Origin of the sequence: Vibrio profundi (genome assembly GCF_005281835.1) — a bacterium.
Classification (GTDB): Bacteria; Pseudomonadota; Gammaproteobacteria; order Enterobacterales; family Vibrionaceae; genus Vibrio; species Vibrio profundi.
Map to the genome: position 1 here is coordinate 102,408 of NZ_RZIS01000007.1, position 22,522 is coordinate 124,929.

18 protein-coding genes are annotated in these 22,522 nt (G+C 44.1%); 17 read left to right on the plus strand and 1 reads right to left on the minus strand.

All coding sequences use genetic code 11. The features are described from left to right. Positions 1-68: 68 nt before the first annotated feature. A complete protein-coding gene (locus ELZ11_RS16770) occupies positions 69-2,630 on the minus strand; it encodes a penicillin-binding protein 1A (RefSeq protein ID WP_167494710.1) in 2,562 nt (853 codons plus the stop codon). Between the two features lie 156 nt (positions 2,631-2,786). Between ELZ11_RS16770 and pilM the strand changes: the two genes are divergently transcribed. The 17 genes from pilM to astD all read left to right on the plus strand — a co-directional run bounded on the left by pilM (position 2,787) and on the right by astD (position 22,354). Beyond that, positions 2,787-3,809, plus strand: a complete 1,023-nt coding sequence (gene pilM, locus ELZ11_RS16775; protein ID WP_137358563.1) for a type IV pilus assembly protein PilM — start codon at positions 2,787-2,789, stop codon at positions 3,807-3,809. Then, a complete protein-coding gene (locus ELZ11_RS16780) occupies positions 3,793-4,392 on the plus strand; it encodes a PilN domain-containing protein (protein WP_137358564.1) in 600 nt (199 codons plus the stop codon). Before pilM ends, ELZ11_RS16780 begins: the two co-directional genes overlap by 17 nt. Further along, entirely contained in the window at positions 4,385-4,978 is a 594-nt protein-coding gene (locus ELZ11_RS16785) for a type IV pilus inner membrane component PilO (RefSeq protein ID WP_137358565.1), read from the plus strand. The genes ELZ11_RS16780 and ELZ11_RS16785 overlap by 8 nt, the downstream gene beginning before the upstream one ends. After that, positions 4,965-5,483, plus strand: a complete 519-nt coding sequence (locus ELZ11_RS16790) for a pilus assembly protein PilP (RefSeq protein WP_137358566.1) — start codon at positions 4,965-4,967, stop codon at positions 5,481-5,483. The genes ELZ11_RS16785 and ELZ11_RS16790 overlap by 14 nt, the downstream gene beginning before the upstream one ends. 61 nt (positions 5,484-5,544) lie before the next feature. After that, positions 5,545-7,254 carry a type IV pilus secretin PilQ gene (locus ELZ11_RS16795; protein WP_137358567.1) on the plus strand — a complete coding sequence of 570 codons (1,710 nt, stop codon included), beginning with the start codon at positions 5,545-5,547 and terminating at the stop codon, positions 7,252-7,254. Between the two features lie 174 nt (positions 7,255-7,428). Further along, on the plus strand, positions 7,429-7,947 hold the full coding sequence (gene aroK / locus ELZ11_RS16800; protein WP_137358568.1) for a shikimate kinase AroK: 519 nt from the start codon (positions 7,429-7,431) through the stop codon (positions 7,945-7,947). Positions 7,948-7,971: 24 nt separating this feature from the next. Then, the gene (gene aroB, locus ELZ11_RS16805) at positions 7,972-9,060 is read left to right on the plus strand and encodes a 3-dehydroquinate synthase (RefSeq protein ID WP_137358569.1); all 1,089 of its coding nucleotides are present in this window, start codon (positions 7,972-7,974) and stop codon (positions 9,058-9,060) included. 78 nt (positions 9,061-9,138) lie between these two features. After that, positions 9,139-10,695: an AAA family ATPase gene (locus tag ELZ11_RS16810; protein WP_137358570.1), complete on the plus strand. Its 1,557-nt coding sequence runs from the start codon at positions 9,139-9,141 to the stop codon at positions 10,693-10,695. A gap of 69 nt (positions 10,696-10,764) precedes the next feature. Beyond that, positions 10,765-11,598: a Dam family site-specific DNA-(adenine-N6)-methyltransferase gene (locus tag ELZ11_RS16815; RefSeq protein ID WP_137358571.1), complete on the plus strand. Its 834-nt coding sequence runs from the start codon at positions 10,765-10,767 to the stop codon at positions 11,596-11,598. Positions 11,599-11,855: 257 nt separating this feature from the next. Further along, positions 11,856-12,530: a ribulose-phosphate 3-epimerase gene (rpe, locus tag ELZ11_RS16820; protein ID WP_137358572.1), complete on the plus strand. Its 675-nt coding sequence runs from the start codon at positions 11,856-11,858 to the stop codon at positions 12,528-12,530. Positions 12,531-12,606: 76 nt separating this feature from the next. Next, on the plus strand, positions 12,607-13,293 hold the full coding sequence (locus tag ELZ11_RS16825) for a phosphoglycolate phosphatase (RefSeq protein WP_137358573.1): 687 nt from the start codon (positions 12,607-12,609) through the stop codon (positions 13,291-13,293). A 126-nt stretch (positions 13,294-13,419) separates the two neighbouring features. Beyond that, positions 13,420-14,439, plus strand: a complete 1,020-nt coding sequence (gene trpS, locus ELZ11_RS16830) for a tryptophan--tRNA ligase (RefSeq protein ID WP_137358574.1) — start codon at positions 13,420-13,422, stop codon at positions 14,437-14,439. Between the two features lie 384 nt (positions 14,440-14,823). Then, the gene (locus ELZ11_RS16835) at positions 14,824-17,418 is read left to right on the plus strand and encodes an ExeM/NucH family extracellular endonuclease (RefSeq protein ID WP_137358575.1); all 2,595 of its coding nucleotides are present in this window, start codon (positions 14,824-14,826) and stop codon (positions 17,416-17,418) included. Between the two features lie 149 nt (positions 17,419-17,567). Continuing rightward, positions 17,568-18,146: an aminodeoxychorismate/anthranilate synthase component II gene (locus ELZ11_RS16840; RefSeq protein WP_137358576.1), complete on the plus strand. Its 579-nt coding sequence runs from the start codon at positions 17,568-17,570 to the stop codon at positions 18,144-18,146. Between the two features lie 379 nt (positions 18,147-18,525). After that, positions 18,526-19,737, plus strand: coding sequence for an aspartate aminotransferase family protein (locus tag ELZ11_RS16845; protein ID WP_137358577.1), 1,212 nt, complete (start codon positions 18,526-18,528; stop codon positions 19,735-19,737). A gap of 95 nt (positions 19,738-19,832) precedes the next feature. Then, positions 19,833-20,852 (plus strand): arginine N-succinyltransferase, encoded by a 1,020-nt coding sequence (gene astA / locus ELZ11_RS16850; protein ID WP_137358578.1) that lies wholly within the window; start codon positions 19,833-19,835, stop codon positions 20,850-20,852. A gap of 44 nt (positions 20,853-20,896) precedes the next feature. Continuing rightward, a complete protein-coding gene (astD, locus tag ELZ11_RS16855) occupies positions 20,897-22,354 on the plus strand; it encodes a succinylglutamate-semialdehyde dehydrogenase (protein ID WP_137358579.1) in 1,458 nt (485 codons plus the stop codon). Positions 22,355-22,522 lie beyond the last annotated feature (168 nt).

The window sequence follows — 22,522 nt, forward strand, 5'->3', positions numbered from 1 at the left end:
TGGGGTAGCTAGACAATAAAAAAGGTTGATGCTTTCACATCAACCTTTTTGCTTTCTAGCGCTTGAAATTAGAACAGCTCTTCACTTTCACCAGTCGTTGAAGTGGAGTAGATGTCGTCATTCAAGGTTTCTGTTACATACTCTGTTGGTTCTGTACCTTTTAGGAAGAACTCAAACATTGAAGTGCCATCGAACTTATTGGTCAGTAGACCTGTATCGCGGTCGATACGAACACGCACAATGTTTTCCGGCAGTTGCTTTCTTTGAGTTGGTACGTCTGAAAGTGCTGTGCCCATGAAGTCAACCCAAGCTGGTTGCGCTGTTTTTGCACCCGCTTCCGCACCTGTAATTTGGTTCTTACCTAGGTTGCTGTTGGTTTTAGTGCGGCCTAGTTTGCGGTTGTGGTTATCAAAGCCAACCCAAACCGTAGCAACAATGCCAGGACCGTAACCACTGTACCATGTGTCTTTTGAATCGTTGGTTGTACCGGTTTTACCTCCGATATCTCGACGTTTCAGTGGTTGAGCACGCCAACCTGTACCGTTCCAGCCTGTACCTTCACGCCAGTTACCACCGCCCCAGATGTTGCTGTACATCATTTCACGCACTAGGAACGCAGTCTGCTCTGAGATAACTTGCGGTGCATACTGTGTTTCTGCATCGACATCTTGCTCTGCAAATTCGTCAGCAATCGGATTTGCTTCTAGGTTCGTTTCACAGTCTTGGTGACAAACGACTTTTGGTGATGCCTCAAACTCTATATCACCAAATGGGCTTTCAACACGGCTAATGTAGAAAGGTTCAACATAGTAACCGCCATTAGCAAACACTGAGTAACCCTGTGCCACTTTCATTGGTGTTAAGCTACCAGCACCAAGTGCGATGGTTTCAGAGCGAGGCACTTCATCAATATCAAAACCAAAGCGAGTCAGGTAGTTACGCGTATCATCGAGGCCAACTTCACGCAGTACACGCACTGCCATTACGTTCTTCGATTGCGCTAAGCCAATGCGAAGGCGAGTTGGGCCTACATACGTCGGTGGCGAGTTCTTTGGACGCCACGCAGTACCTTGGCTCTTATCCCATTGGTTAATTGGTGCATCGTTAATTAGCGATGCCAGTGTTAAGCCTTTGTCGATAGCCGCTGAGTAGATAAAAGGTTTGATACCTGAACCCACTTGACGAATTGACTGGGTCGCACGATTGAATTTGTTGTGAACAAAGTTAAAACCACCCACCATAGAAAGCACTGCACCATTATCCGGATTCATCGCAACAAAAGCGGTGTTCGCATTCGGTACCTGGCTTAAACGCCAGTTAGTGGGTGCTGCATTAGCGAGTTCTGTTAACTCTTCACTTTCTTCGGTTGTTGCTTCGTTGCCTGAGGTCACTTCATTGCGAACCCAGATCTGTTCACCGACCGTTACTATTTCTTGTGCGTTTGATGGAGCAGGACCTTGGCGGTCGTCAGTTAGGAACTTACGCGCCCAGCTCATGCCTTGCCATTTAATAACGCCTTCACCTTGATTTTTAACCCAAACTTGTGCGCTTTGAGCATCTACTTTTGTCACGACCGCAGGCGTTAAGTCACCATAGGTTGGCTGTGATCTTAGATGTTTGATGATTTGTTCTTGATCCCAAGCCGATTGCTCGGTTTGCCACAGTACTTTTTCAGCACCACGATAGCCGTGTCGCTCATCGTAGTTAAGAAGGTTAGTGATAGCTGCACGGTTTGCTGCATCTTGCAGAGTTGAATCAACAGTAGTGTAGACCTTCATGCCTGATGTATAGGCATCTTCACCATAGCGCTCTACCATCCATGCGCGAGCGACTTCTGCCACATACGGTGCGCTTAGTTCGATTTCAGCGCCGTGGTATTTCGATACTAATGTTTCACTACGCGCATCATCAAACTCTTCTTGTGTGATGTACTTTTCGTCTAGCATACGACGCAATACAACGTTACGACGATTTGTAGCGCGCTCAACTGAGTATATCGGGTTCATTGTCGATGGTGCTTTTGGCATACCAGCGAGCGTGGCTAACTCACTTAACGTTAAATCTGGTAAGTCTTTACCGAAATATACACGTGCCGCAGCGCCAAAGCCGTATGAACGGTGACCTAGGAAGATCTTATTAACGTAAAGTTCCATGATCTCTTCTTTGCTAAGCAGTTGCTCGATATGGATAGCAATGAAGATCTCTTTAATCTTACGCATGATCTTCTTTTCGTTAGATAAGAAGAAGTTTCGGGCGAGCTGCTGAGTGATGGTACTCGCACCTTGCTTAGCGGAACCTGACATCGCAACGACAATTGCCGCTCGAGTGATACCAATCGGGTCGATCCCTGGATGATCGTAGAAACGACTGTCTTCTGTCGCTATTAGAGCTTCAATAAGATGGCGAGGGATTTCGTCATATTTCACTGGGTTACGGCGCTTTTCACCGAACTGTGAAATGAGCTTTCCGTCTTGGCTGTACACCTGCATTGGCGTCTGAAGCTCGACATCGCGGAGGGTCGCAACATCGGGTAATTCTGGTTTTACGTAATAATAAAATCCAAAGATTGTACTGACTCCAAGAATCATGCAAATCAATGAAAATATGAACAATCGCTTTATGAACTTCACCGGATAATCCCTGATTAGTTAAGGCTGTTAAGCTGTAAACCCTTGTACTCTAGGCTAAAAAAATAGCTTTCGTTTATTAACGCTTATTTAACCAATAATCACAACCTTTTCGAACTAAGCAAACGAGAAAGCTATGCATTTCAGGAGCTAGGTTACATGGGGTCATCATTAATAACAGGTATAGATATTGGCAGTCACAGTATTAAAGCTGTGGTTTTGAAGCCGGTCGGAGAGCTGTATGCGTTAGTCGGCTACAAGGAGCTAGCCATTTCGGACGACATTTTCACTGATAACCATACCTTGGAGTATCAGAAAATTGTAAAGAAACTCAAAGAACTAAGAAAGACTTTACCCCTATTTAGTCGCAAAGTGGCGATGTCTGTCCCCGATAATGCGGTAATTAGTAAGGTTTTACAGATAGATAGTGACTTAGAGCATCGAGAAAAAGAGTTCGCTATTTATCAAACCTTCGCACACCAGTCCCCATTTCCTATCGAAGAGCTCATCTTAGATTTTGTTGAAATTGAAGAAAAACGCGTCGGAAAAACAGCGACGACGAGCTATCAAGTTTACGCTACCCGTAAGGAAGTCGTAGACAGCCGGATTGAAGCAAGTAAGAAAGCGGGATTTCAGCCTGTGGTTGTCGATATTCAAGCGCACAGCTTATTAAATATTTGGCAACTGGCCTCACGCATGAACCCAGATAAACAGCGCTGGCTATTGATAGATGTAGGTGTCAATCACACGTCGTTAGGTATTATTCCTTTTGGTCGCTCTCCTTTTTACAAAGATATGGCGTATGGCACTAAGTATCTTAAACAAGATAGTGATGGTGGTTTACCAGACATACTAGGGACTGGCCCTGAAACACAACTCTTCATTAATGAATTGATCGACCGCCTTAAGCGTCAATTACAGTTATATACGTCAGTCAATGCTTCAGAACCCATTGCTGGAGTTTGGTTGATGGGCGATGGGGCAAATACCCCAATGTTAGCTGAAGAAATCGAACGTCAGCTGAAACTGGATTGTGAGTTGCTTAATCCTCTTAGTCTGTTTGAAAACAAACTGGCGAAAAAGCGTCGATATAACGTGGATTGGCAAGCGTTTGGTTTGGCTGCTGGGTTAGCGATCTGTGGATTGCAATGGGAGGCGACTAAGCATGTTGCATCAAATTAATTTACTCCCTTGGCGTGATGAAATCAGAGCTCAGCATCGACGACGCTTTGTCGGTCTGTTGGCTGTAGGCACGATTATCGCGGTGATTGCTCAATGGAGCATCGGTCATTATTTCAAGCAGCAACAGAATGAGCAACAGGCTCGTTTAAGCTATCTCAATCAATACATTTCGCAGTTGGACCAACGGATCCGCTCGCTGAAAATCGCGGAGCAAGAACATCAAGCGATTCTCACGCGTTTAGATGTTGTCGAGTCATTACAAAGTGGCCGGAATAAAACCACTGAGTTCATGAACTTAATGCCAAAGATGATCCCTGAAGGGGTATACGTCGACAAGATCAAAATGAACGGTCAAGATCTTGAGATCTCGGGGATCAGTGACAGTACTGCTCGGCTTGCCACCATGCTCGACAACCTAGAGCGCTCTCAATACCTCAAGAATGTGGAAATGCATTCGATCATTCATAACCGAAAGCGCTTCAGTAAAGAGTTTCAGACTTTCAAAGTATCGTTCACTTTAAAGCCTAGTGTTTTGCAAGATAAAACGCCTCTGGAACCCATCAAAGGAGCGCGTAATGGCTAGCCTGCAAGATTTGGATATTGATGAAATAACCGAGTGGCCAATATTGCCTCAGATTTTGGTCGTTGTTCTATTGATGCTCGTAATTCAAGGTTTTGGAGTATGGTTTTACATTATGCCGCAGCAAGAAACTTTAGATCGGTTAAAGCTAAAGGAGCAGACGCTGAAAGCAACGTTACAGATAAAAGCCAATAAAGTGGCGACCTTGCCAAAGCTGCAAAGCCAAGTGGATGAACTCACCAGCCGTTACGACTATTTATTGCAACAACTCCCGGTTCAGAAAGAGCTGGCAAGTATGTTGGCAGCTGTAAATGAGTTAGGGATAGACAATGCATTGACCTTTACTCGCATAGATTGGGGAGAGAAACAAAATAAACAGTTCTTGTTTCGTTTACCTCTCAACATTGAACTGACTGGTGACTATCACGATATTGGCGATTTCTCGGCCGCTATTGCTAAGCTCCCTCGAATCATCAGTTTTGATGACGTGAGCTGGCAACGAGTGAGCCAAGAGAGTAGCACTCTGCATTTTCGAGTTCGCGCTTATACCTACCAATTTAAACCGGAGGTAAAAGATGAAGCGAACTAGATTTTGGTTCACTTTACTGAGTTTCATGACGTTAATCGGCTGCAAAGCCAATCAAGAGCCTCTCAGTGATTTCGTGTCTCAAGTTGAAGCCAAAGCTCGAAAAGATGTTGAGCAACTTACCCCTTCTCTTGATTTTGTTGCAGCCAAATATCAACAACGTCAGTTGAGGGCTCCATTTGTGCTTCCAGAAGCTGCGATTGTGCAAGACCAACCCGTCGCGAAGAAAAATTGTTGGCAGCCAACAGCGAGAGCGAAAACGGGCAAGCTCGCAAAGTACCCACTAAGTAAGTTACGTCTAAAAGGCGTAATGGGCAGTGGTGGTTCAGTATCTGGCTTGGTGCAAACGCCTTCAGGTAACGTTATCAAAGTAAAAAATGGTCAGTTTATCGGTTTGAATAACGGCAAAGTGACTAAGGTCACCAGTCAATATGTATTAATCAATGAAACCCTCCCTGATGGCTTAGGTTGCTGGCAAAAGCGCAACGTAAAGCTTGCTCTGAAATAACCCAATGATGTCCCTTTTGTGGATATGAGATGTAATTATGATTAAAGGAATAACAGTACCCATGAATAAGGTATTTCAGAGTGTTTTACTCTTGGTCGCCTTGGTTTGTTCCGTTGCGATTCAGGCTGAACCTGATTCAAGCAATGAGCTGAAAAGTATTGATTTTAGGCTGAATAAAGAGAAAAACGCAGTCATCATCATTGAACTAGCAAGCACTTCGGCCGTTGTAGATGTGCAAAGGGCTCAAGAAGGACTCAGTATTGAACTGCTTAATACTCGCGTGGCAGATGAGAAATTGTATTTATTGGACGTGAAAGATTTTTCAACGTTAGTGGAAAACATAGAAGTATTTCGAAAAGAGCCAAGTACGCGGCTATTAGCATCGATCAGTGATGATTACCATTACGAATACACGTTGAAAGATCGATTTATCGAAGTGGTCATTAGCAAGCCTGAGCAAGATGTCCCTGTTGCTGAAAAAAGTATTTTGGAAAAAGAAGGCAAACTCATCTCGATTAATTTCCAAGATATTCCGGTACGAAATGTTTTACAGCTTATCGCAGATTACAACAGCTTCAATTTGGTGGTGTCGGATTCGGTTTCAGGGAATTTAACGCTGCGTTTGGATGGGGTGCCATGGCAGCAAGTACTAGACATTATTTTACAGGTGAAAGGGTTAGATAAACGTGTAGATGGCAATGTCATACTTGTTGCACCAAAAGCAGAACTTGATTTACGTGAACAGCAGGCGTTAGAAAAATCCCGACTCGAAGAGGAGCTCGGTGAGCTTAAATCGGAAATCATCAAGATCAACTTTGCTAAAGCATCCGACATTGCGGATATGATTGGCGGTGAAGGAACGGTGAGCATGCTGTCTGATCGTGGTTCAATCACTATCGATGAAAGAACCAACTCGCTGTTGTTAAGAGAACTTCCTGAGAACATTGAGGTAATTCGAGAAATTGTTCAATCGCTCGATATCCCAGTAAAGCAAGTGCAAATTGAAGCACGTATCGTGACGGTGAATGAAGGTAATTTGGATGAGCTGGGGGTTCGATGGGGATTCTCTTCAACCAACGGTAATAATACCGTTGGTGGCTCTATTGAAAGTAATCTCGCGACCATTGGGCTTTATGATGGAGGCGGAGAAGACGGTGAAGGCAGCAGTGCCAGCATTGATGATTTTCTTAACGTGAATTTGGCAGCGACATCCCCCAATGCTTCAAGTATAGCGTTTCAAGTGGCGAAATTAGGCTCAGATACACTCTTAGACCTTGAGCTTTCAGCATTGCAGCGTGAATCGAAGGCAGAAATTATCTCCAGCCCCCGTTTAATAACCACTAACAAAAAGCCGGCTTATATCGAGCAAGGCACGGAAATCCCTTATCTAGAATCTTCTTCGAGTGGTGCGACGTCTGTTGCATTTAAGAAGGCAGTCTTGAGCCTTAAGGTGACCCCGCAAATCACGCCAGACAACCGGTTAGTTCTTGATTTAAGTGTGACTCAAGATAGGCCAGGGCAAGTGGTTAAAACTGGAACTGGAGAGGCGATAGCGATCGATACGCAGCGAATAGGTACGCAAGTTCTGGTGAATAACGGTGAAACAGTGGTATTAGGGGGAATTTTTCAGCACAGCATTACCAATAGTATCGACAAAGTTCCGCTGCTAGGTGATCTCCCATTGCTAGGGGCTTTGTTCCGCCGAAGCTACGAAAATGTAGGTAAAAGTGAGCTGCTTATCTTCGTTACACCGAAAGTTGTGATTCAGTAAGGTACAATTAGATCGAAAATAAAGTTGCATTAGTGGCACCTAACCTTGATAATTTCGGGTCTTATCACGAATTATCTGTGAGGAATCGGTGCCACAGGCCTTTAAATTTCAGTATTACTACTGACCTACCTTGTGGCGATGTCATTGAATTAACGTTGTAAATTACTGCTAAACATGGCTGAGAAACGCAATATTTTTCTTGTTGGCCCAATGGGCGCCGGCAAAAGTACAATTGGTAGACACCTAGCTTCCCAACTTCATATGGAGTTTTTGGACTCTGACACTGTGATTGAAGAGCGCACTGGCGCTGATATCGCGTGGGTATTTGATGTTGAGGGTGAAGAAGGTTTCCGTAAACGTGAAGAATCTGTAATCAATGATCTGACAGAAGAACAGGGTATCGTTCTTGCGACAGGTGGTGGTTCAGTGATGAGCAAGGAAAACCGTAACCGTCTATCTGCACGAGGTATCGTTGTTTACTTAGAAACAACGATTGAAAAGCAACTTGCTCGCACAAACCGCGACAAGAAGCGACCTTTACTTCAAACAGACAATCCTCGCGAAGTTTTAGAAGACTTAGCGACATCACGTAATGCACTATACGAAGAAGTGTCGGATTACACAGTTCGAACTGACGACCAAAGTGCAAAAGTGGTAGCCAACCAGATCGTAAAAATGCTAGAAGAACGTTAAGTTCATTTTTTCGGAGAGCAAACCATGGAACGGATTACGGTCAATCTAGCTGAGCGTAGCTACCCAATCTCTATCGGCGCCGGGTTATTTGAAGACCCGGCGTACCTTTCTTTCTTATCTGCAAAGCAAAAAGTAGTGGTCATCAGTAATGTGACAGTTGCTCCTTTGTACTCAGATAAGATTTTGTCTTTATTAGATAAAGTAGGTTGCCAAGCTTCATTGTTGGAGTTGCCTGATGGCGAGCAGTACAAAACCTTAGAAACGTTTGATTCAGTGATGAGCTATTTGCTTGAAGGGAATTACAGCCGCGATGTGGTTGTGATTGCTTTAGGTGGTGGCGTTATTGGTGATTTAGTAGGTTTTGCAGCGGCTTGTTATCAGCGTGGTATCGACTTCGTACAAATTCCTACGACTTTATTGTCACAGGTAGACTCTTCTGTTGGTGGTAAAACCGCAGTCAATCATCCTCTGGGTAAGAATATGATTGGTGCTTTTTATCAGCCGAAATCCGTGATCATCGATACTAATTGCTTATCAACGTTACCTGAACGTGAGTTTGCAGCGGGTATTGCTGAAGTAATCAAATACGGAATCATCTATGACGCAGAGTTTTTCTCTTGGTTAGAAACTAACTTAGAAAAGCTTTATCAACTGGATGAACGAGCACTGATGACTGCTATTGCACGCTGTTGTGCGATTAAGGCTGAAGTGGTTGCTTTAGATGAAAAAGAGTCGGGAATCAGAGCGTTATTGAACCTAGGTCATACATTTGGTCATGCGATTGAAGCTGAACTAGGCTATGGTAATTGGTTACATGGTGAGGCTGTGTCATCGGGTACAGTGATGGCTGCTAAAACCGCTCAATTACAAGGGTTGATTTCCGAGCAGCAACTTGAGCAGATTATTTCTATACTCAAGAATGCGAAGTTACCAGTGCACACTCCTGAAAGCATGTCTTTTGAAGACTTCATGAAACACATGATGCGCGACAAGAAAGTGCTATCTGGCCAGTTACGTCTAGTACTGCCAACTGGTATTGGAACTGCTGAAGTGGTTGCTGATGTGCCTCAAGACATTATCAAGCAAGCGATTGATTTCGGCCGTACCCTTTAAATAGGTTCTTAGGCTACTCAGCTCCAAAAGCTGAGTAGCCGACTTAGTGTACTGATGCCACGTCAGTAGGGATGTCGAATGAGTTTGGCTCATGAGTTAAGAGTATTAGAGTTAGAGTCTCAGATAGAGTTGCTAGAACGTTTGCAGCTCCTGACGAACTTTGGTTCGAATTTAGTCACAGTCGGCGGGAAAGCGGGCTCGGGTAAATCATGGCTTGCTCAGCGCTATCTTGAAGCATGGGTTCCTGAAAAGAATCAATGCTTACTCTTGTGTCACCCTAGTCAAGACGACCTTCAGCGTCGCTCAATGATTCTAAGTCAAATTGTTCCAGACCCTCTATTCAATCAACAAGACTCATTATCCGATAGCCTAGACCGGCTGCTCGATGGTGAAGCTTGTGATGTCGTTATTGTTATTGATGGTGCCCATCAACTTACCGAAGTATTAGTCTCTGAATTGTGGATGTTAGTGCTTGAAGCGCAGACGAATCCTCAGTGGACGATTAACGTGGTGCTCTTTTCAGAGTCGGGCAATCTAGATTCCTTATTGACTCGCTTAAGCTATGGCCAAGACCATAAGCCTGTCGACTTAGAAATCGACGATCTCACTTCAATTGAAGCACTGCAATTCTTTGAATCATTAGTGATTCGCTACGTCGATGATGATGCAGAAAAACGAGTACGTTCAGCATTCAAAAAAACCAACCCAATTCCTGGTGAATTGATGGCTCTCGGAGAGTTAAAAGTGGAAAAAAGGATTATTATTCGTTCAATTATTGGTTCACCAGCGACAATTGCATTGTTGGTCGCACTATTACTGGTTGTCATTGGCGGCGGGTACTGGTGGATGATGAGTCAACCTTCGCCACAAGATAAAGTGGAAGCGTTGACGACCTCTATTGAACAAACAGCCATTCCGACTTTTGAACCTTCAGTCAGTGATGCTCAAACTACTTCCATGATGAATCAAAACGATGATGCATCAGTGATGGCAGAAACGATGGATCCAAGTTACCAAGGTGCTGATGACGATTCTTCGTCCCTTCCTCCTGCGGTTGTGGGTGATACGGCGAGTGTGGGTAACGTCGAGCAAGACCAACAGCGCGTAGTGATCACTTCAGATGTGGTTGATGCGTTACTGGAAGATAAGCCACAAACGGTGGACACCAGTACTATTGAAGCGGCAGTAGAAGAAAATACGACCATTGCAGCCAGTTCAGAGATTCCAAAAGCAGAAGAAAGTGTCGCAGTTGAAACGGCTGTTGAAGATGACGTCTTAGCACCGACTCTTACTGAACAGGAAACCGCTGAAAAACCGGCAACGAAGATTACGTTCTCCTTCGCTCGTGATGAGCTCAAAGCCTTGTCACCTCGTGGCTATACATTGCAACTTGGTGCGATGACTTCCTTAGAAGATGTGCAGTCATTCATCGAAAAATACAATGTTGAAAATGATGTTCGTATCTACCCTACATTACGTAACGGCACGGAATGGTTCATCATCACATATCAAGATTATCCAACGATCCAAGTAGCGCGAGATGCTGTAGAAAGCCTGCCAGCAGCGCTGAGAAACTTAGGTCCATGGGCAAAATCATTGAATCAAGTTCATCGAGAGATAGATCGTGCGAAATAACGCTGAGCTTCGCTTAAAAATGTGTTACATTCCGCACCCTTATTTTTCGGTTGATAGATAGAGCAGTAAATGAAGAAGCAGCGTGCCTTTCTAAAATGGGCTGGTGGTAAATATGGCCTCGTTGAAGATATCCAACGCCACCTGCCACCTGCTCGTAAGTTAGTCGAACCATTTGTTGGTGCAGGTTCAGTATTTCTCAATACTGACTATGACCAATATCTACTTGCTGATATCAACCCTGATCTTATCAACTTATATAACTTGTTGAAGACTGACCCGGAAACTTACATTTCAGAGTCAAAACGTTGGTTCTGCCCGGAAAATAATCGTAAAGAAGCTTATCTAGACATTCGTGCGCAGTTTAATGCGACTGATAACGTGATGTACCGTTCTTTGGCGTTCTTGTATATGAACCGCTTCGGTTTCAACGGTTTATGTCGTTACAACAAGAAGGGGGGCTTTAACGTTCCATTTGGTTCGTACAAAAAGCCATACTTCCCGGAAGCTGAGCTCGAATTCTTTGCTGAGAAAGCGCAGAAAGCGACATTTGTATGTGAAGGCTACGTAGAAACTTTCCGCCGCGCGCGTAAAGGTTGCGTTGTGTATTGCGACCCTCCGTATGCGCCCTTATCGAATACCGCCAATTTCACTTCGTACGCTGGTAATGGATTCAGCTTGGACGATCAGGCTGCTCTAGCTGATGTAGCTGAAAAAGCAGCAACTGAGCGTGATATCCCTGTTCTGATTTCCAATCACGATACTACGCTTACGCGTCGCTTGTATCATGGTGCAGATCTAAATGTGGTAAAAGTGAAACGCACCATTAGCCGTAACGGTGCAGGGCGCAATAAAGTTGATGAACTGCTGGCTTTATTCCACTCGGAAAAAAATACTCAATCCTAAGGAAATCGGGCAGTGGAGTTGGTGTCATTTATTCAGATACGACACACAAAATGGATAGCCCGTTTTCACTTCTTTTGATCTACCATTTCCCACTAAGCTCTTTCGACGCTTAGCTAACATTTCTTCAACTTATCTTTCGTAGCCCTAGGATCTCTGAGGTGGCTTAGGTAGAATTGCGCCCATATAAGTTCATTGTGTTTTTTATATACAGTGGATGAGAGCTTTGTCGCTATTTACTCACTCTTAAGAGGTCAGGTATGAAAGATTTTCTAATCGCCCCATCTATTTTGTCTGCAGATTTTGCTCGTCTTGGTGAAGACGTCGAAAGAGTATTGGCAGATGGTGCCGATGTTGTGCACTTCGATGTTATGGACAACCATTACGTGCCAAACCTGACTTTTGGTGCTCCTATTTGTAAAGCTCTGCGTGATTACGGTATTACAGCGCCAATCGATGTTCACCTAATGGTGAAGCCAGTGGACAACATTGTGCCTGAGTTTGCGAAAGCGGGCGCTTCAATGATCACTTTCCACGTGGAAGCATCTGAGCACATCGATCGCACTCTACAACTGATTAAAGAGCACGGCTGTAAAGCAGGCGTGGTGCTAAACCCTGCAACACCACTATCTTGCCTAGACTACATCATGGATAAAGTCGATATGATTCTATTGATGTCTGTGAACCCTGGTTTTGGCGGCCAATCATTTATTCCAAATACGCTAGATAAGCTACGTGCAGTTCGCAAAATGATTGATGAGTCTGGTCGTGATATCCGCTTGGAAATTGATGGCGGCGTAAAAGTAGAAAACATTCGTGAAATTGCGGAAGCTGGCGCAGATATGTTTGTGGCGGGTTCAGCTATTTTTAACCAACCAAACTACAAAGAAGTTATCGACGAAATGCGTGCAGAGCTTGCAAAAGTAAACGCATAATCGTAGAACTACAGATAGATTTGATTTTAAGGGGCGTATTGCCCCTTTTTTAATACGTAATTTAGTAGGAAGAAAGATGTCGTTAAGCTCAATAAAACTGATTGCCTTCGATTTGGATGGAACCTTGTTAGACAGTGTGCCTGATTTGGCGGTCGCTGCGGATCAAGCATGTCAGGAACTTGGCTTCCCTTCAGTGACTGAAGCGCAAGTGCGTGACTATGTAGGCAATGGCGCTGATGTATTAATTGGCCGTTCACTGAGTCGTAGCCTTACGGTTGACTCAAGCCTTGAACCTGAATTGTTGCAAAAAGCACGTATTCTGTTTGATGATTTTTATGAACAGGGCGGTCACAAGCTGAGCCACTTATATCCATCGGTAAAAGAAACATTAGCAGAACTTGATAAAGCCGGTTTTACAATGGCGCTCGTAACCAACAAGCCTTCGAAGTTTGTACCTGATGTTTTGGCTCAGCATGGTATTGCTAAATACTTTGTTGACGTGATTGGTGGTGATTCATTCCCAGAGAAAAAACCTAATCCAATGGCGTTAAATTGGTTGCTTGAAAAACACAACGTTAAAGCTGATGAGATGCTAATGGTCGGCGATTCAAGCAACGATATTAAAGCGGCTAAAAATGCTGGCTGTTACTCATTTGGTCTAACTTATGGTTACAACCATGGTGAGTTAATTTCTGTATCTAATCCTGACTATGTTGCCGATGACATTGCGCAATTGCTAGAAGTTGTCCTAGTTTCAGCATAAAGCACAGAAAACTTAGCCAAACCCTCTAGTAATATACTCGCCAATGAGTACACTGCTTAAACCGTGTTGATAAAATCGACACGGTTTTTTTAATCAAATTTTTATGAAGTCAAAGGAATCATAAGCATGAGCAAACCCATCGTATTGAGTGGTGTTCAACCATCTGGTGAACTAAGTATCGGTAACTACTTGGGTGCTCTACGTCAATGGCAACAGATGCAAGATGACTACGATTGCCAATACTGTGTTGTAGACCTTCACGCAATTACGGTTCGTCAAGATCCGAAAGCGCTGCATGAAGCGACTCTAGATGCATTAGCAATCTGTCTAGCTGTAGGTGTTGATCCAAAGAAGAGCACGCTATTTGTTCAGTCACACGTACCAGAGCATGCTCAGCTTGGTTGGCTTCTTAACTGTTATACCCAAATGGGTGAACTGAGCCGTATGACTCAGTTTAAAGATAAATCTGCACGTTACGCGAACGATGTAAATGCCGGTTTGTTTGGTTATCCAGTACTGATGGCTGCAGACATTCTGCTTTATGGTGCGCATCAAGTTCCTGTTGGTAATGACCAAAAGCAACACCTAGAGCTTGCTCGCGACATTGCGACTCGCTTTAACAATGTTTACAGCACACCAGAACAACCAATCTTCCAGATTCCAGAGCCGTACATCCCAACGGTAAATGCTCGCGTAATGAGCTTGCAAGATGCGAAGAAGAAGATGTCTAAATCAGATGATAACCGTAAGAATGTTATTACTCTGCTAGAAGAGCCTAAGTCGATTCTGAAGAAAATCAACAAAGCGCAAACAGATACTGAAACGCCACCACGTATTGCCAATGATTGGGAAAACAAAGCGGGTATCTCTAACCTAATGGGCCTTTACTCGGCAGCAACAGGTAAATCTTTTGAAGAGATTGAAGCGCAATACCAAGGCGTTGAAATGTACGGCCCTTTCAAGAAAGACGTGGGTGAAGCCGTGGTTGCTATGTTAGAGCCAATTCAGTCGGAATACCGTCGTATTCGTGAAGATCGCGCTTACATGGACAGTGTAATGAAAGCAGGCGCCGAAAAAGCATCGGAGCGTGCAGCCGTAACACTGAAAAAAGCATACGAAGCAGTAGGTTTTGTTACTCGCCCGTAGGATAAATTAAATACGCTTCATTAAGATGCTAGCCCAAAGTGAGCTTTTGTTTACTTTGGGCTTTTTTGTGCTTATCAATTATGAGTTTGGAAATAAGTACTTGTTTAAATCGAAAATTTACCAAGCAAGTGGTTAGCATAATAGTGAAGTTGTTTTTGAGGGTGAGCTCTAATTAACTGATAAAATCATTTTATAAATAATGGGTGATTTCAGTTTTTGTTGGAAACCTAAAACGTGCCAAACATTTGATTATTCTAAGGTGATAGATTCCTCATTTTCTTGCCATCTGACTTATTCCTTTCATAAATAAACCTGATAGTTAACGCAAATTACATGCTTACTCATAGAAAGTAGCGAACATACATAACGAACTCAGGTGAAATCATGGATCTTTTTCATAAACCCTCATTGCTGGCTGTAGCAATTGGCAGCCTCCTTTCAACAAGTGCAAATGCGGAACTTTTTATCTCGCAGTATGTAGAAGGCGGTAGCTACAATAAAGCGGTCGAAATTGCGAACAGTGGCGATAGTGCTATTAACTTAGATGGTTATTCATTAGCAAAGTCGGCGAATGGTAACGATTCATGGGGCACCACTTTACCTTTAGATGGACACGTTTTGGCTCCCGGTGAAGTTCTTGTCGTTGCGCACACGAGTGCGAGTGATGAGATTAAAGCTGTTGCAGATATCTTAAATGCTTCAATCGCTAACCATAATGGTGATGATCCACTCGCAATACTCAACTCTGATTCCAGCGTTCACGATATGGTTGGATTAATGGGAGATATAGATTGGGGTAAGGATGTGACATTAGTTAGAGCTGTGCAAACGCCTTCAGCGACTTTTGATGCATCTCAATGGGTATCTTTGCCAAAAGACAGTATTGATGGACTTGGGTCGTTAGATTCTGTGGAACTACCTGAAGCGTTTGAATGTTCACAGGACGGTGCTGAGCCAGTATTTACTACTATTCAGGAAATCCAAGGTGAAGGCGCAACATCACCATATATTGATGGCTACCCGTACATAACTGACGATGAATACTTTGTGAAAGGAGTGGTAAGTGCGGTCACTACTGGATTGACAAAAGGGTTCTATTTACAAGCGTTAGAAGACGATTTTAACTCGAGCACATCTGAAGGATTATTTGTTCATACCAACCAGTCGAGCTCAGAGCTTAAAGCGGGTGACGTAGTTTGTGTGAAAGGTAAAGTTCAAGAGTACTATGATCATACTCAACTCAAAGCGGAAAATAGCCAGTGGGTTAAACAAGGTGAGCAACAAGCGCCACAAGCTACAGAGATAGAGATCCTAGAAAGCGACGAGAACTTCAAAGCTACGCTTGAACGTTATGAAGGTATGCTCGTAAAAACAACTGAAGCATTGGATATGCGTGTAACACGCACTTTTGGTTATGATTATGCTGGCCGTAGAAACAACATGGTACTGGCACATGAGCGTATTAACATGCAGCCAAACCAATTGTTTGCAGCGGGGTCAGAAGATGCGATTGCTCAAACTGAGCAAAATGCAGATCGCCGTTTGTTTGTGGAATCTGACCAGTCTGCTGCAGATGGTCAAGTATCATTCTACCCAGACTTTGGCCGTACTGATGCAGACCAAAATGGTTCGACGGAAGATTACATCCGCGTGGATGACACTATTGTCGGATTAGAAGGGTTACTGACTTATAGCTATGGTGAGTACCGCTTGATTGCGACTAACCAGCTTTCAGCAGAGAATTTCGTTCGTAATGATCCTCGTACTGAGAAGCCAGAAATGGATGAAGGTGACTTGCGTATTGCAACATTTAACGTATTGAATTATTTCAACTCTCCATTTGGTGGTGATGCAAACTTACATGGTGATAGCCGTGGTGCAGATACGTTGACTGAGTTTGAAGTCCAGCAAGAAAAAATTGTTAACGCTATCTTACGTTTAGATGCCGATATCATTGGATTAATGGAAATTGAAAATAACGGTTTTGGCGACGGCTCAGCTATTCAACAGTTAGTGAACCAGTTGAATGACCGTATTGACGCTAAAAAAGACCGTTATGAATTTGTCTCTGTAGATTCAAACGAAGATGGTATGACCGATGAACTAGATTCCATTGGTACTGATGTCATCACAACGGGTGTTATTTACCGTAATAAAGTTGTGAAATTGAAAGAAAGCCGAGTGATCGCGATGCCAAGCCAACAAGCTCCTGAAGTGTTGGATGATGATGGTAAAGTTATCGAGGATGGTAAAAACTATCAACGTGATTCATTGGCGCCGACCTTTAAAGTGAAAGGTACTAATGAAAAAATTACCGTTGCAATTAACCACTTTAAATCGAAAGGCTCAAAGTGTTGGGAAGATGCTGCACCTGTTGAGCAAGGTGGGCAAGGTGGTATAGATGCGGATAAGCAAGGTTCTTGTGAGAACTTCCGTGTCGCTGCTGCTGTTGCTTTGGGTGAGGCATTGGATGGTATTAAGGGTCATAAGGTTATCTTGGGTGATATGAACTCTTATGGCATGGAAGATCCTATGTTGGTTCTTACGGATTACACTGCTGAGAAGTACGGTAAGGAAATCAAAGCGGCTCGTAATACGTTTATTGCAGGTGTTGAACAGTTTGGCGATGAAGGTGCTGTGATCACTAAAAATTACGGTTACGTGAATGCTGTAGCTCAAAAACATCCAAATAGCTGGAGCTATTCATACAATGATGAAGTTGGTGCATTGGATCACTTGCTGATCAGCGACAGCTTGAAAGACATGGTTGTTGATGCAACGGATTGGCACATCAATGGTGGTGAGTCTACCCTATTTGATTATAACGAAGAGTACAAAGGCGATTTACCTAAGTACCAAGATCATTTCCGTTCTTCAGATCATGACCCAGCTGTACTTGAACTGCAAATGGGTGGCTCTTTTGGTTTAGGCGCATTGGCATCGTTATTCGGTATCGCAGCATGGCGTCGCCGTAAGTAACAGACCGTAACCTGTAAACAATTAAGGTCAACTTAGGTTGGCCTTAATTTTTAGCCAATTGCAGTTTCCACTTGCCTTTCCCTATGGGTATTGCACAATACCGCCCCTATATCTCCAATCACTTAGTATTTAGCAAACGATTTCGACCCATGTTACTTATCATCGATAATTACGACTCTTTTACCTATAACTTGTATCAGTACTTCTGCGAGTTAGGGGCAACTGTGAAAGTTGTTCGTAATGATGAAATTGATATTGCAGGCATTGAAGCGCTAAATCCTTCTCACTTAGTGATTTCGCCTGGGCCATGTACCCCGGATGATGCCGGTATTTCCCTGGCGGTAATTGAACACTTCTCTGGCAAGTTGCCAATCATGGGGGTGTGTTTAGGGCATCAAGCGATCGCTCAAGTATTTGGTGGTGAAGTCGTGCGAGCTAGGCAAGTTATGCATGGTAAAACGTCGCCAATTCGCCACAATGGTAGAAGCGTATTCCAAGAATTGAATAATCCACTTACGGTGACTCGCTACCACTCATTAGTGGTTAAAAACGGAACATTACCTGATTGCTTTGAGCTGACGGCGTGGACAGAGTTTGCAGATGGTTCTATGGATGAAATCATGGGCTACCAACATAAAACTTTGCCAATTGATGCGGTGCAATTCCACCCTGAATCAATTAAAACAGAGCAAGGACACCAGTTACTGGCTAACTTTCTAGCGCGTTAAGCGTTTAAGCTTGTCTGACCGCGATCACTTTTTATAACATTTCTTTCATTCATTTTCACAATTACCTTCTTTGCAAACTTATTCGCCGTATTTAGTGCGGATAGGTCGCTTCTGCTGTGCGCGCTAAGCTTAATTACTGTTTGCTATACCATTAGTAAAAAAAAGCTTCATAAAATAGATTACTTGATGCATAAATAGTCATAAGTAGTGATGTTTGCTCAGTTGATTTGCAGAGTGAAAGAATAATCTACTATTGAAATGGTTAATTAAATGTAAATACAATGCTGCAGCAGGATAAAAGCGGAACAAAATATTTTTGGCTCGCTTATGAATCATTACGCTTATTTGCAAAGCATGCGGTATCGAGAAGGAATGTGCGATGACAGTGGAAAATAAAGTAGAACGTAGTCTTTTTAACGAGGTGATGGTGCCTTGTTATAACCCAATGGAAATGATCCCTGTAAAAGGGGAAGGCGCACGAGTATGGGACCAAGAAGGTCGTGAATATATCGACTTTGCTGGTGGTATTGCTGTGAGCTGTTTGGGTCACTGTCACCCTGCAATGGTTAACGCAGTGACAGAGCAAGCAAATAAGTTATGGCACCTAAGTAATGTGATGACTAACGAGCCAGCACTTCGTCTAGCTAAAAAGCTAACGGACGTAAGTTTCGCGGATAAAGTCTTTTTCTCTAATTCAGGCGCAGAAGCGAATGAAGCAGCATTGAAGTTAGCTCGTCGCTGGGCAGCGGATGTTCATGGTGAAGAAAAGTCAGAAATCATCGCATTCCAACAAGGCTTCCACGGTCGTACTTTCTTTACCGTAACAGTAGGTGGCCAAGCGGCTTACTCTGATGGTTTTGGTCCTAAGCCTGGTGATGTAACGCATCTACCTTACAACGATGTAGCTGCACTAGAAGCTCAAATCTCTGATCGCACTTGTGCAATCATGATGGAGCCACTGCAAGGTGAGGGCGGGATTATTTCTCCAACACCTGAATTCGTTAAAGCGGTACGTGAACTATGTGACAAGCATAATGCACTATTGATCTTTGATGAAGTTCAGACGGGTAATGGCCGTACTGGTGATTTCTACGCTTACCAAGGTCTAGGCATTAAGCCAGACATTTTAAGCACTGCAAAATCTTTAGGCGGCGGTTTCCCTATCGGCGCTATGCTAACGACAAACGAACTAGCACCACACCTGAAAGTGGGTACTCATGGTTCAACGTACGGTGGTAACCCACTAGCGTGTGCAGTCGCTGAAGCGGTAGTTGATGTTGTCAGCCAACCAGACACGCTATCAGGCGTTAAAGAGCGTGAAGCGCTATTCCGTGAAGGTTTGACTAAGATTAATGATAAGTACCAAATCTTCAGTGAAGTTCGTGGTAAAGGTTTATTACTTGGTGCAGCGCTGAACGAAGAATGGCAAGGCCGTGCTCGTGACGTACTAGTTGCAGCAGGTAAAGAAGGTTTGATGGTATTAGTTGCGGGCGCAAACGTTGTACGTTTCACACCGTCACTGGTTATCACACCACAAGAAATAGAAGAAGGTTTAGCTAAACTGGATAAAGCGATTGCTTCTCTAGTTTAGTCACAGGTGACGCCATATCAGGAGTCGATATGGCGTAAACCACAGGGCCCCCGGCTATTAGTCTTGGGCCTGTTTTGCATCTGGAGGGAGTATTGATGCTAGTTGTTCGCCCTATAAAATTATCTGATTACGATGCGTTGCACACATGTGCCGTTGAATCAGGACATGGATTCACATCTCTTCCGGTTAACGAAGAACTGTTAACCAATCGAATTACCCACTCTGAATATAGCTTCGCTAAACCCAATGTGACTGAACCGGGTGACGAAGGCTACCTAATGGTTGGCTTTGACAGCGAAACAGGTGAGGTAGCAGGTACGACCGGCATAGAAGCATCGATTGGCTGGGACGTTCCATTTTATTCTTACCACATCAGTAAAGTTGTCCACTCTTCTCAAAAGCTTGGCGTGAATAACGTCGTGAAGCTACTGACATTTGGTAATAACTACACAGGTTGTAGCGAGATCTGCACCTTGTTTTTACGCCCTGATTTTCGTGGTGGATTGAACGGTCGCTTAATGTCTAAGTGTCGCTTTTTGATCATGGCAGAGCACCCAGAGCGTTTTTCTGAAACCATCTTCGCTGAAATGCGCGGCGTTTCTGATACTGAAGGTAACTCTCCATTCTGGCAATGGCTACAAGAGCACTTCTTCTCGATTGATTTCACGTTAGCGGATTACCTAACGGGCATTGGTAAGAAAGGCTTCATCGCGGACTTAATGCCGAAGCTGCCAATTTACATCAATCTATTGAGCCAAGAAGCACAAGATGTAATCGGCCAAGTTCATGACAACACACGTCCAGCATTGAAGCTGCTTGAGCGTGAAGGTTTTACCAACCGTGGTTATGTAGACATCTTTGATGCTGGGCCGACAGTGGAATGTGACCTACGCAATATTGAATCAGTAAGACACTCAATTCGTGCGCAAGTGACGGTAGCGGAGCATTCAAGCTCTCAAGACTTTTTGATCGGTAATACCTCATTTGAAAACTTCCGAGCGACAGCAGCAAAAGGTGCATACGACCAGGCTAGCGGGAAAGTAATTTTGTCACCAGAAGTGGCAAACGCATTGGAAGTGAAAGAAGGCGACTTTGTTCGCATGTTAGCTCAGTAAGAGCGCATTTATCTCTGTGATAAATTGAATTTAAGGAAAGTAGTATGACTCAGTGGATAGCAGGGCAATGGGTAGCTGGCCAAGGCGAAGCAATGGCTTCGGTAAGCCCTTTCAACAATGAAGTGATTTGGAAAGGCGATAGCGCGACTCCAGAGCAAGTTAACGCAGCAGTGAAAGCCGCGCGCGACGCTTTTGTTGATTGGAAAAAACTTAGCTTTGAACAGCGTGAAGCTATCGTGTTGGCTTTCGCTGAAAAAGTGAAAGAAAACAGCGAAGAAATTGCACAAATTATTGCTAAAGAAACGGGTAAACCAATTTGGGAAACTCGTACTGAAGCGGGCGCAATGGCAGGTAAGATTGCTATCTCGATCCGTGCTTACCACGATCGTACTGGTGAAGCTTCTCGTGAGGCTGCAGGTAATCAAATCGTACTTCGTCACCGTCCTCTAGGCGTGATGGGGGTATTTGGGCCGTATAACTTCCCTGGCCATTTACCAAATGGTCATATCGTGCCAGCACTGCTTGCTGGTAATACGGTGGTATTCAAACCGTCTGAACAAACGCCATGGACGGGTGAATTCGCCATGAAGCTGTGGCAAGAAGCGGGTCTTCCTGCTGGCGTGATTAACCTTGTACAAGGTGCGAAGGAAACCGGTATTGCACTGGCCGATGCTAAAGGCCTTGATGGCGTGCTATTCACTGGTAGTGCGAATACTGGTCATGTACTGCACCGTCAATTTGCAGGTCAACCTGGCAAGATGCTGGCGCTAGAAATGGGTGGTAATAACCCAATGGTGATCACTGACCAATACGGTGATGTCGATGCGACGGTTTACACCATTATTCAATCGGCATTCATCAGTGCAGGTCAACGTTGTACTTGTGCGCGCCGTTTGTACGTACCAGTCGGTGAAAAAGGCGATGTGCTACTAAGCAAGCTTATCTCGGCAACGCAAAAGATTCGTGTCGACCAACCTTTCGCAGAGCCTGCACCTTTCATGGGGCCTCAAATCTCTGAAGCAGCTGCGAAATTCATTCTTGATGCTCAAGCTAATTTGCAGTCTTTAGGTGGCGTGAGCTTGGTTGAAGCGAAAGCTGGCGAAGCGGCATTTGTTACGCCAGGCATCATCGACGCTACCAATATTGCTGAACTTCCAGACGAAGAGTACTTCGGCCCGCTACTACAAGTCGTGCGTTACGAAACGTTAGAGCAAGCCGTTGAATTGGCTAATGATACGCGCTTTGGTTTGTCTGCAGGTTTAGTTTCGACAGATGATTCAGAATGGGAATACTTCGTTGATCATATTCGTGCGGGTATCGTTAACCGTAACCGTCAACTAACGGGCGCAAGCGGTGATGCACCATTTGGCGGTCCAGGGGCATCTGGTAACTTACGTCCAAGTGCTTACTATGCGGCGGACTACTGTGCGTACCCAATGGCATCGATGGAAGGTGGAGAAACACTACTTCCAGCAACATTTAGCCCAGGTATCGAACTGTAATACTTTTTACACCGCTCTCAATGTAGAGCGGTGAATTATTGCTAAAAATACGAAAACTACAGTCATTATAATAACAAGAATACATACGTCACAGGTTGATGGCTCAACCCGCATGGGGCGAGCCTTTCACCTTTAAATCCAATTATTCTAGCTTGCTAGACACCCCCG

Bases quoted from the DNA above. Each gene is read 5' to 3' on its own strand.
- pilM (WP_137358563.1), top strand. From the start codon at position 2,787: ATGGGGTCATCATTAATAACAGGTATAGATATTGGCAGTCACAGTATT.
- ELZ11_RS16780 (WP_137358564.1), top strand. From the start codon at position 3,793: ATGTTGCATCAAATTAATTTACTCCCTTGGCGTGATGAAATCAGAGCT.
- ELZ11_RS16785 (WP_137358565.1), top strand. From the start codon at position 4,385: ATGGCTAGCCTGCAAGATTTGGATATTGATGAAATAACCGAGTGGCCA.
- ELZ11_RS16790 (WP_137358566.1), top strand. From the start codon at position 4,965: ATGAAGCGAACTAGATTTTGGTTCACTTTACTGAGTTTCATGACGTTA.
- ELZ11_RS16795 (WP_137358567.1), top strand. From the start codon at position 5,545: ATGAATAAGGTATTTCAGAGTGTTTTACTCTTGGTCGCCTTGGTTTGT.
- aroK (WP_137358568.1), top strand. From the start codon at position 7,429: ATGGCTGAGAAACGCAATATTTTTCTTGTTGGCCCAATGGGCGCCGGC.
- aroB (WP_137358569.1), top strand. From the start codon at position 7,972: ATGGAACGGATTACGGTCAATCTAGCTGAGCGTAGCTACCCAATCTCT.
- ELZ11_RS16810 (WP_137358570.1), top strand. From the start codon at position 9,139: ATGAGTTTGGCTCATGAGTTAAGAGTATTAGAGTTAGAGTCTCAGATA.
- ELZ11_RS16815 (WP_137358571.1), top strand. From the start codon at position 10,765: ATGAAGAAGCAGCGTGCCTTTCTAAAATGGGCTGGTGGTAAATATGGC.
- rpe (WP_137358572.1), top strand. From the start codon at position 11,856: ATGAAAGATTTTCTAATCGCCCCATCTATTTTGTCTGCAGATTTTGCT.
- ELZ11_RS16825 (WP_137358573.1), top strand. From the start codon at position 12,607: ATGTCGTTAAGCTCAATAAAACTGATTGCCTTCGATTTGGATGGAACC.
- trpS (WP_137358574.1), top strand. From the start codon at position 13,420: ATGAGCAAACCCATCGTATTGAGTGGTGTTCAACCATCTGGTGAACTA.
- ELZ11_RS16835 (WP_137358575.1), top strand. From the start codon at position 14,824: ATGGATCTTTTTCATAAACCCTCATTGCTGGCTGTAGCAATTGGCAGC.
- ELZ11_RS16840 (WP_137358576.1), top strand. From the start codon at position 17,568: ATGTTACTTATCATCGATAATTACGACTCTTTTACCTATAACTTGTAT.
- ELZ11_RS16845 (WP_137358577.1), top strand. From the start codon at position 18,526: ATGACAGTGGAAAATAAAGTAGAACGTAGTCTTTTTAACGAGGTGATG.
- astA (WP_137358578.1), top strand. From the start codon at position 19,833: ATGCTAGTTGTTCGCCCTATAAAATTATCTGATTACGATGCGTTGCAC.
- astD (WP_137358579.1), top strand. From the start codon at position 20,897: ATGACTCAGTGGATAGCAGGGCAATGGGTAGCTGGCCAAGGCGAAGCA.